The 11632-nt window shown below is 35.7% G+C and carries 5 protein-coding genes; all 5 read right to left on the bottom strand.

Annotated elements, in window-relative coordinates:
* Positions 1–2: 2 nt before the first annotated feature.
* Positions 3–980 (bottom strand): ABC transporter substrate-binding protein, encoded by a 978-nt coding sequence (locus tag JTI58_RS10025; protein WP_205446467.1) that lies wholly within the window; start codon positions 978–980, stop codon positions 3–5.
* Positions 981–1100: 120 nt separating this feature from the next.
* Positions 1101–2666, bottom strand: coding sequence for an AraC family transcriptional regulator (locus tag JTI58_RS10020; RefSeq protein WP_205446466.1), 1566 nt, complete (start codon positions 2664–2666; stop codon positions 1101–1103).
* A 322-nt stretch (positions 2667–2988) separates the two neighbouring features.
* Positions 2989–4935: an AraC family transcriptional regulator gene (locus tag JTI58_RS10015; RefSeq protein ID WP_205446465.1), complete on the bottom strand. Its 1947-nt coding sequence runs from the start codon at positions 4933–4935 to the stop codon at positions 2989–2991.
* A gap of 114 nt (positions 4936–5049) precedes the next feature.
* On the bottom strand, positions 5050–6975 hold the full coding sequence (locus JTI58_RS10010; RefSeq protein ID WP_205446464.1) for an AraC family transcriptional regulator: 1926 nt from the start codon (positions 6973–6975) through the stop codon (positions 5050–5052).
* Positions 6976–7210: 235 nt separating this feature from the next.
* Positions 7211–11581, bottom strand: a complete 4371-nt coding sequence (locus tag JTI58_RS10005) for an S-layer homology domain-containing protein (protein WP_205446463.1) — start codon at positions 11579–11581, stop codon at positions 7211–7213.
* Positions 11582–11632: the final 51 nt, after the last annotated feature.

Genomic DNA, 11632 nt, shown 5'->3' with positions numbered 1-11632 from the left:
ATTTACTTCTCTTTCTCTAAACGATTCTTGAGTATGCTAGCGATTTCCTCAACCTGTGATTCTACAGCAATTGGATCATAAGGCCAGAAACGTTCTGGGTTTAAGTTGAATACTCTATTATTTTTAACAGCATCAATCGTTGACCATACAGGGTCTTTCTCATCAAATTCCGCTTCTCCTGAGATGTCTAAAAAGATATAATCACCTGCATAATCTGCAATCTTTTCCTGTGAAATACTAAGTGCATTAATGTTTGGCTCAATTAAATCCTTACGTACTATTTCTGGTGGTGTTAAACCTAGCTGCTGATAAATTGCTTGTCCACCACGATTCACACCATCACCATAGACATAAAACTCTTTTCCAAACGGACCCATAAGAGAGAAAGTAGTTCCTTCTTTAATTAATCCTTTTATAGAATCTTTTGCTTTCACTACTTTTTCATCAAATTTTTGTAGCCATTCCTCTGCTTCCTTCTCTTTTCCTAATATCTCACCAAAAGCTCTCATTTCCTCATGAACTTCATGATATGTACCATACGGAATGACTAGTGTTGGGGCAATCTTACGGTATTGTTCATTTAATTTTTCATCCCCTCCAACCGTTACGATTAAATCGGGTTTAAGTGACAAAATTTTTTCAACCGAGCCTCCATCAATTTGACCAATGTCTGTAATTCCCTCACTTAATTCCATAGTATAAGGACTTTCTATTTCCCAATAGGGTGCACCGACTGGTTTAACATCGAAAACTAAAAAGTTTGCTAAATATCCTTGCGTAACAATTCGTTGTGGATTGGCAGGTATTTCTACATCTCCATCAACAGTTTTAATGATTTTTGTATCTGCAGTTGCCTGGTTATTTGACACAGACTGTTTTGTTGATTCGCTCTCTGCTGCATTCCCACAACCACCTAAAACAATCAAAAACAACAATAGTATAATTAATCCTATCCAACTTCTTTGTTTAACCTTGACCATTTTTTCCGCTCCTATCAATAATGATAATCTTTCTCAATTGATATCCTTATCGTAATGGTCCCTTCGCCAATCGTCTATTTCAAAATGTGACAACTTACATATGGACAAACGTGACATTGGTTAATGATTAAATAGTTTTTCTAGCATAATACTAAGTTGTTTTTCTAGCGTTAACCCGTCGTTGCACCAAAATTCATTGAGCTTAATTGGGTAAAGTTTTCTTGTGGGGTCTTCAAGTAACTGTTGCCAAGCTTTACGCTTTAATAGCATCTTTGGAAAATCGTTATAATAGTCTTCTGGGAGGACAACAAACATATGGTTAGCAGCGTATTCAGACAATATATCTTCTTCTATAAAAAGATGACTATCTACCTCTAGCACCTCTTGCTGAATACGTGGATGAGGCGTTAACTTTAAACCAATATATAAATTATAAGTAGCTCTTGCAGTGGTATTCCAAATACATATTGTATGATCCTCCCAAACTTCATATAAGCCTACTGTTTCATGAGGTTGTATAATGAATTCAAGCTTAGTAGCCGCTGTATGTGTAATGGTTTGATATTGTTCAACCCACATCGTTGCCTCTGCCTCACATCCAAGAATTTTCCCTATAAGTTGAACTTCTTCCAGTCGATCTAATTGATTCCATGGTAAAACCAAAACGGGTGCAAGCTGCTCTAGTTTTTCTAACTTGCCTGGCCAATAATATAAATATTCAGGCACAATGATTAGGTCAATGTCCATTTTCTCTAGTTGATGAAGTCCATCTTGCTCCAGATCAATCGTACCACTTAGTTCACGATGTATAAGCGGGGATACTTCCCATGGTGCAAAAGGAGCAGCAATTGGCTGTATACCTAAAGCAAGTAAATCACCACTATATTGTAATGCTACAATACGTCTTGGCTTTGGTCTGTGCCGATACTCACTTGGCGATACGCCAACAATTTGTTTAAACTTTCGGCTTAGATAGAGTCCATCTGTATAGCCAACTTTTCTTGCAATCTCGTTCAATGTGGCATCCGTTGAAAGTAGATACATTTTAGCTTTATCTATTCTCACTCTCATCAAATGCTTGGAGAAACTACGCCCTATTTGTTGTTGAAACAATCTTGAAAAATAACTTGTATTAAAGCCCATAAGCGCTGCCAATTGTGAACGATTTAGATTTTGATCGTAATGGCGATTGATATACACTAGCGCTTCTCGCATAATCAAATCTACTTTCTCTTTAGATGGCTTTAAAGCTTGGATAAATAAATGTAGTAATTCCTCCAACAAGTAATTTTGTCTGCTATGAAAGTGCTGTTCACCTATAAGATCTTGAAGGAGAGTAACAGCACGATACGACAATGTTTCTACACTAGCAATTGAGCCATGGGCAGGCAAATGCTTATGATCGACACGATAAAGTAACAAATCCGCATTTTCTTCAGTAAGACTGTACATTTGAAAAGATACAATATTTAAATGAACAACTTGGTGATGTGCTTTTTCTAGCCTTACGATTTTCCCTGCACTAAGATATATCATTTCATTTTTATCTAGACGTAACCATTCTCCATCTAAAGAAATTTTGATAGAAACATCACAAGCTAGTAATGTTGGAAATTTTGTATGAAGTGTATATGTATTAACCTTTTCCCGCCATTCGATTATTGCTGTGTCCATTAATCTGTACATTTTACATCCACCTCAATATAATTGAAACATTCATCATAGAAATCATTATAATTGATAATTGTTCTCATTAAAAGTCAAGTAAGTATAGTTAATGGTATCTAATTCTTATTTTAGTTCTTCAAAAAAGCCTGCTATTTCTCTAACAGCTTTGAAAATCTAAGAAGTTTTTCTAATGAAAGCTTATAACAGTCCTCTTTAGTTCACTGTAGAATAATTCCAGGCGACTTGTAAGTTAAGTTACTTATTGATATAGCAGTTGCATTCACTGATGATGATTAAATAAAAAAAGGCTAAGGTTTTCCCCCTAGCCTTTCCTATCTACTTATTTTGTTAGCATATTTGGAAATTCCTCTAGTAGCATGTTACTTGTTGTCATATCATCATAATTCCATTTATCCTCTATGAAATGCACTTTATTGTTTTTTACAGCTGGTAAGGAGCTCCACAGCGGCTCTTGCTTCAGTTCCTCAAAAGCTTGTTGCGCCTCTTTATCCGCAGAAAGGACAACAAATAAGTGATCACCAATAAGTGTTTCATGCAGCACTTCTGGAGTGATTTCAATATACGGGCCACTATTTGGTTGCAGTGCTTGTACCTTTTCGTCCATAGCAAATCCTTTTGGTTGATACAGTAAATCTGCTACCCCACCTGTTTTCATCACATACATAGCCTTGTTCCAATAAAATTGGAATACTACTGCCGTTTCACCCTCAGCTACCTTACCATCTGCACGAAGCTGCTCCCACATTGCATCGACATCTTCATTATATTTATTCAGTAGCTGTTCTCCTTCTTCCTTTTTACCAACAATATCAGCAATGATTGGTAAACGATCCTTTAATGGCTGCATACCATCAAAAACAATAGTTGGTGCAATTTTAGAAGCTTCTTCGACCTCATTATCCATAACATATGACAGCATAATCAAATCTGGCTTTAATGTCAGAACCTTCTCTAAGTTTGTTGGAAAGCCGATATCTGTTGAACTTACTTTCCCGTTATCTTCTAAAACACCGCTCTCGATAAAACGACGATCTACCCCAACAGGCTCTATGCCTAATGCAAGTAAATCACCGATCGAATTGCCCTGAAGTACAATTCGTTCTGGATTTGTAGGAATTTCTACCGCTGCTCCTTGACTATCCTTATAAACTCTTGTCTCAGATGAGTTGGCAGACTGGCTTTCTGCAACAGGCTGATTCTGTCCTGTTGCTTCATTGTTTGAACTGGTAGTCCCTCCCGCACACGCGCCCAATAGTAATGTTATACAAAGTAGCGCTATTGCAGTGAATGAAGTTCTTGAACCTCTAGGCATATGTATATCTTCCTCTCCTTTATACTGATACTGATAATGATTATCACTATCAATATATCGCCATATTTGCCGCCACACAATGGACGATTCAATGATATTTTGAGGACGATGTATAGCATCTTTTCTTTCTTGTTTTCTAAAGCGTAATGGCGATACACCCTTATACTTTTTAAAAAGGCGACTTAAATAATAAGGGTCCCTATAGCCTACATTTTCAGCAATTTCTTTCAATGTAGCATCTGTCTCTACTAATAAATTAGCTGCTATATCGAGGCGCGTTTGAATTACATAGTCAATTACACTATAACCCGTTTTCTTTTTAAAGATGGAAGATAGATGAGGAACACTATAATTCAAATGAGTCGCAATAGATTCTAGTGTTAAATTCTGTGCATAATTCTCTTGTATATACATCATTACCTGTCTCACAAGGTCTGGCTTAATCATATCTATCCCTTGGCTATGAAGCTGCTGTAATAAATTATGAACAAATTGGTAGAATAATGATTTCACATAAAAGCGATTTATTCCACCAGCCTTCCTCCATTCCTGCTCCATCAATTTAACTTTGTGATAAATAAAAATCGGGTAATTTGGTATATAGCTATATTGCAACAGAAATGGATTACTCCTATCCATGAGTTTCACTATTTCTTGGCTCGTAGGAATAGGCATGGTCACTTTATAAAAAATCAAATAATACTCCAGCTCATCCTCTGTTAGAAAAATATCTAAGATCGTTCCTTTACTACCATGTATGACTTGAAACTGCTGAATAATATACTCAATTTGATTGAGCTGAACCTGCGCCCTTCCACGAGACACAAAAATAAAACCATTGGAAGGCATTTTATAAGACTGTAACGTTTCACCCATTCTCAAAACTTGATGCCTAACATCCAGCACTTTGATAGCAGCATGATCCCACAGGTATATATGGTCATCAACATTCATAATGCACCTAACTCCTCCTATCTACCTTCTTGCTACTATCATTATAATTGAAAATGATTCTCAAATAAAAGCCAAACTACGATTGATGGTAGTTTGGCTTATGATTTATTCATATTATTTATTTTTTTGCATATTACTAAAGGCTTCCACTACTAAATCAAGCTGCTTCTCTAATGAAACAGGGTCATTAAAGTAGGAAGCATTACTATCCAATATCGTAACCATGTTATTATTCACTGCAGGCAACTCATTCCATAATGTGCTTTCCTTCAGAAATTCAAGCGTTGTGTCTTCTACAAAAATAAAATCTCCTGCATAATCTGGCAATCGTTCAATAGAAAATGAAACGCCCCATTCTTTTGAATCAAGCGCCTCCTTTTGAACTAAGTCGGGCGCATTTAATTGGAATTCCCCATACATGATTTCTCCACCTCTAGAGTAATGATCACCATATATGTAAACCTCTTTATCAGTACCACCCATGATAGAGACCGTCTGTTCTCCAACAACTTCTTGAACAATTGGCTTGTACTTTTCAATTTTCTCATCCCAATTGCTAATCCATTGAGCAGCTTCTTTTTCTCTATTAAGCATCTTACCGAACTCCACTAATTGTTCGCGATAACTCAGGTCGCCATACTTAATGCCAACGGTTGGCGCAATCTTTTCAAAGTTTTCAAAGCCTTCCATGCCATCGAAGGCAATAATTAAATCTGGTTTCAATTCCAAGATTTTTTCAACAGATTTGTTGTCACCAATACTTTCAATACCATCTATTTTACCCTCAAAATAAGGATGGCTTAACGCAAAATCCGACATGCCAATAGGTTTAATACCTAATGCCAATAAATACCCTGCATAGCTGTCTGCTACAACTACAATACGTTTCGGATTTTTTGGAATCTCTACTTCTCCACTCGCAGCTTGGTATGTAATGGTTTCCACCTGTGTTGCTCCACTTGTTTCACTTTGTGCTTGAGATTGTGAGCCTGAATTTGTATTGGCACCACTTGCGCAAGCACCTAATAATAGCGTCAAACACAGCAATAGTGTAGCTGCAAAATTTGACTTATTTTTTCGAGCCATCTGAAATTTTCCTCCTTCTTTGTATCGATAATGATTATCACTATCAATATATCGTTGGAGTGTTTTTTCATCAATGGAGGATTCCATGATGTTTTGTGGAGCATCTTCTAGCATGCCTCGATCCAATACCAGTTTTCTATATTTCCCTGGTGATATCCCTAGATGTCTTTTAAAAAGGCGATTAAAATAATGAACATCTGTATAGCCAACACTTGCCGCAATCTCTTTTAAAGGTACATTTGTTGATTTTAATAGCGTTACAGCCTTTTTCATTCTTAATTGCATAACATATTCAACTAGGCTATAGTTTGTCTCTCTCTTAAATACGGCAGATATATGTGACACACTATAATTTAAACGTTCTGCAAGAGGCTCCAGCTTTATCGAATCTGCATAATGTTCTTCCACATACGCCTTTATTTGACTTACCAATCCTGTTTGTTTTACATAGCTCTCTTGGCTACTTAACTGCTGATATATACTTAATACAATCTGATAAAATAATGTTTTAACTTGCAAACGTTCCAGCCACTGTGATTGTTGCCAGCTTTCATGCATAAGCTGCACTTTTTCATAAATAGCTATCGGATACCTAGGTGTCAAGCTATACTGCGCTTGAAATGTATTTCTGTTTTCAAACAACTGAAGAATCCTTTGACCAACAGGATAAGAAACAGAACCTTTATAAAAGATAAAATAGCACTCTAGTTCATTATTTATTTGATTAATCTCTAAAACTGTCCCTTTACCACTATGTATAATTTGAAACTGATGCACAAGATAATTGGTTTGATCCAGATGCACTTGCGCATCTCCCCGAGTGACTATGAGAAAAACACTTGCTGGTAATTTATATGGCTGCAATGTTTCCCCTATACTGAGTATTCTATGACGTACATCTAATACCTTGATAGAAGCGTGATTCCAGAGTAAAAGGTGGTCTTCTATGTTCATGAAATTGTCCTCCTTTTTGGGTGGAGTGGTTTATATGTATTTATATTATAAATGATAATTATTATCAATTAAATAAAAAAGGAATGGTAGCCTTTAGTTATGAGGAATACTATTTTCGATAGAAAGGAGGCAATACTATTTAGATTAACAGCATTTGGATACTTTTTATAAAATTACGGTAATTATGTAAAGCTTAAAAAACCAAGTGGGGAAAACCACTTGGTTTTTTATAATTTTATGGTGCTTTTGTGATCGTTACATAAGGTTTTAAATCATTACTTACAGCCATAACAATATTACCATATTGATCAATAGTTAATAGGTAAACTTTTTGTCCTTCCCTAAATTCACTTGTACTCACTTTTAAGAGAATTGAAGGTGCTGCTCCTGTTGTTCCATTATTTGTATTGACAGGTACATCATCTTTATCAGATGCAACTACCCCAGGAGTTAGTTGTTTATGATCCACTGTATCAATAATATCTTTAGCTGTTAATATTTTTGTATTACTGTTTGTAACTACATAATAGTATTTTTGTTTTCGGTTTAATTCTGTGTTAATTTCAATACTTACTTTCAAATCATGGGATGAAGTTGCACCACTTGGTCCAATAAGCTCTGCTTTTAGAATTGTATTATTTTCAAAGTCTGCAGGGTGTTCGTACTTAGCAACAGATTTATCAGAAACAAAAGATAGCTTCCCTAAATCCTTAATATCTTTCAGAGTCGTCGCATTCATATCAATCATAAAGTTTGATGAAATTTTCTTATTAAATGTAATAATTAACCTGCGTGGTTCTGCCGTATTTAAAGTTTTTTCCCACTCTATTTTATCAATTGCACCTGAACCAATCGAACTAGAGCTCTCTAACTCATCTTTTAACTTCTTAATAGTAGCTGTAGTATTTTCCTTTACAGGAATCAAGTCAGTATCACTTGATAAAGAAATTGCCTCAGAAAATGTAATAACGAATGTTTGATCTTCTTTATAAGTTAATGTAGATGAATCATTTCTAGGAATAATATCGAATTCTTTATCTGTAATTTTCTTGATAATCGGATCAATCTTTGGTGCTGTCCCGTCCGCATAGAATGGTTTCATCATAACATCACCATATTCTTGCGTAGTACCTACCCTTTGTTGCACTGTGAAGTTCCCAGGTGTGTCTTCAACTCCAATGTATAATACATATTCTTCATGTGGTATTAATCCATCAATTGAAAGTTTATTATTACCCGCATCTAATGACGCACGCTTATAGCCTGTTGCAGCACTTAAGAAGGCAGCTTTCCTTGTAGCACTATCTTTAGATGAATCAGTTGTTCCAGGTAATGGTTTTAAATTGCCACTATTATCATATATATCTGGATTCAGCTCAAGCACACCGCTAACTGGATTTTTCTTATATTTTGGTAATGCAGCATAATATATAAAACCTTTTTCATCAGAGTTAAGTGTGATATCAGCAGTCTCTTCTCCTGGTTTCCCCGGTTTCTCCCCTTTTGGTGTTACTTGAATATCTCCAATTAGTGGAGGCTTACTATCATCAGCAATTAGGGCATCTTCAATGATAGATAAATTTCCGGAACGATCCTTTACTACCATATATACAGAATAACTTGTAAATGGATCAACTGCCAAATCTGATAATACAATATCAAATTTAGTGTTGCCTCTATTGGCTATCTTTTCACCTTCCTTGAATAAATAAATTTTCGCACCACTACTATTGTCAAATTTGCCACTTGGTTTTGATGTGAACTCATCTATAAAATCACGGGAGTCTATATTTAGAGCATCCATATCTGTATTTTGAGGCATAATCATATAGTAGAAAGTTCCCGCTTTATCTGTTGAAAATTCTACTTCAATCTTAGTTTTTTCAGCATTTTTCATTACCTTTTCAATTTTTAATTTTGGAGTATCTATATCTGAGTGCATATATTCTGCATAATTATTCGGAATAGCTCCAGAAGGAACCGTACTTATATTTTCAAAATCATTAAATGCCAAATCTTTAACTCCAGGTAATACTGTTACAGTTAAAGTATCATGATTAATAAACCCGCTTAATGAAGGAACTTTTAATAATACTCTTGATTTGCCAGAACCATATTCTTCATAAATAGCCTCTTCGGGACTAATTACTTTTTGCCCTGTAACGTTAATTATCCCTGTACCGGATAATTCATAGTTTTTAACATCCTGCGCGGTTTCTTTATCTAACCTTTCGTTGAAGTAAACATATACTTGATTAAGCCCTTTTCGTTCTAAAATTTTATTTTCGACATACGGATGAATATTATCAAGCTCTTTCGTTGTAAAATCCTTTGCTACAGCAGGGTCTACTGAAAAGTTGCCAGACTCATCTTTCATCACTACATAAAGCTGATAGCCTGTTTCAGCCTGTAAGCCTGTTAGAATTTCTGTTATGCCTAGTGCACCAGCCTTTGCTTTCCCTTTACCAGTTGGATTAGCAACGATATCTGCTGTTGTTGGATCAGGCGCTGTAGTTTTTGGGCGTAAATAATAGTAATAGTCTCCAGGTTCACTTGCAGTAAACTTGAATTCAGCTCTTGTTCCACCATGTAAAGGCGTAACTTGTAAGGATTTTACTGCTGGTGGTGATGCATCTTTCATTTGGAACTCTTGAGAAGCTATATCTGATGCATTTTTCGAGCCATCCACAACCATGATGTAGATGACGTATTCTTTTTTCTCACCTAAATTGGAAACCTTGATTGAGTTGGTTCCTTTGATGGCTGCCGCAGTTCCATGTGCTACGTTCTTATTTGAGAGGCGGTTGACCATTTCACTTTTATTTGGTGCCTCTGCATCCTTTTCACGCACAATATAGTAGTAAGTACCGACTTCATCTGATGTGAAATCTGCTTGTATCTCACTACCATTTAGTATTTTGAGCTCCGTAATACTAATGAGAGGTTTTGTTTTATCATCAGGATTCTGGTTCTCATTATCGTCTTTATCGATTGGTTTGCCATCTGGATCAGTAATTTCCCCAACATTATCTTTATCATCTAGGAAATCATCAAAGATATCATTTGGTGACACGTCCTTAGGTAAAATAACTTTATCAATATACGTATAATCTCCAATATCAATCTTGCCATATGAATTATCAACGAATAATGTGCCGATTCGCCCATCAATATACAGCTGAAGATCTGTGTAGCTATTGTAATTAATCCAATCAATATTTCCTGAACCATAAATTGTAAGCTTTGTTTCAGTATTTAAATTTAACGTACCAATATTGCCTTGAATTTCAAACTCTCGCACATTTCCAATGATGTCTACACGTGGTAGTTTTGTATTTGTTTCAATTTTTGTACCTGTTTGAGATACTACTAGTCGAGAAACACTGCTGTTATAGAATTCTAGGTACTTCTCAACATTTTTCATTTCCTCTTTTTCTTTAGACCAGTTGACGAATGGCTTGTCATTATCATTATTTGGTTTTGTCCAATTTTGAAGATCGCTCGAATTGTTATTTGACGAATCTTCTCCTTTATTGTTATCTGGATTCGACCAATTGATAAATGAGATATTGTTACTTGCTACACGCCCAAGAGCTAATGGTTGACGGTTTGCAGCCCCTATATGCAAAGGTGGGCGAACTGTTTCATTGACAAACATTGCCCCTGTCAATGTCATATTAGAGAATTCAATATAATTACCATTTACAACAATCGTTGCACCAAAAGATCCGTAATTACCATCGAAATCAAGTGAACGAGAACTTGTTCCACTTGCATTGAGCGTTAGTTTTGAAATGGATCGAATTACTTTCCCTGAAAGATCACCCTCAATGTAGGCGCCTTTTAAGACAGGTGCATTATAGTCGTTAAAAATATGAGAAAGGCTTTCTGGAATTGTGTAAGATTCACCGTTTACATAAACTTTATCGTCTTCAACACCTGTAATTTTGAAAGATGTTTCATTGCCCTTCTTCTCTTGTGAACCGACAACAAATGAAGCAAACTGTCCACGAGTTACTGGAGCAAATGGAGAGAAAGTAACAGGTGTTGTACCTTCTGTAATATTTAAATCAATAACTGTTTGAATATAGATAGCATTGCTTGTTTGGCTATTTACATCCTTAAAAACATTATTATAATTTTGAGATACTTCTAGATGGAATCCGACCACTACTATTTTGGCTAGTTCACCTCGAGTAATGACTTCATTTGGCATAAATGTACCGTTTGAATAACCTGACATGATACCCGCATTTTGCAACGCAGCGACATATTTATAATATTCGCTACCCTTAGGTACATCTTTATAGTAAGGATCTTGGACATTTTTCGTATCCAAGTTTAAAACAGTTGCCAGCATTTTCGCAGCCTGTCCTCGTGTTACATTTACATCCGGGCGAAATGTATTATCGGCAAACCCTTTAATTACCCCTTGAGAATATAATTTTAGAATATCGTTATAATGATCTGTGTATTGGTTAATATCCGTAAAGGGAGAAGTAGCCGCTGCCGCTTTCGGTGGAGGTACTACAACAGCAATTCCACTTGAAGCAAATACTGTTGCAATCAAGGCTTTATTTACTTTTTGGATTTTAGATTTATCCATTCCACTCTTCCTTTCGCTTATGTATTTTGATACGTTCAAATATCATATTCC

The organism is Lysinibacillus fusiformis (assembly GCF_016925635.1).
Taxonomy (GTDB): domain Bacteria; phylum Bacillota; class Bacilli; order Bacillales_A; family Planococcaceae; genus Lysinibacillus; species Lysinibacillus fusiformis_F.
Note: the sequence above shows the minus strand (reverse complement) of the source record. Positions and strands in the feature narration are given on the sequence as shown.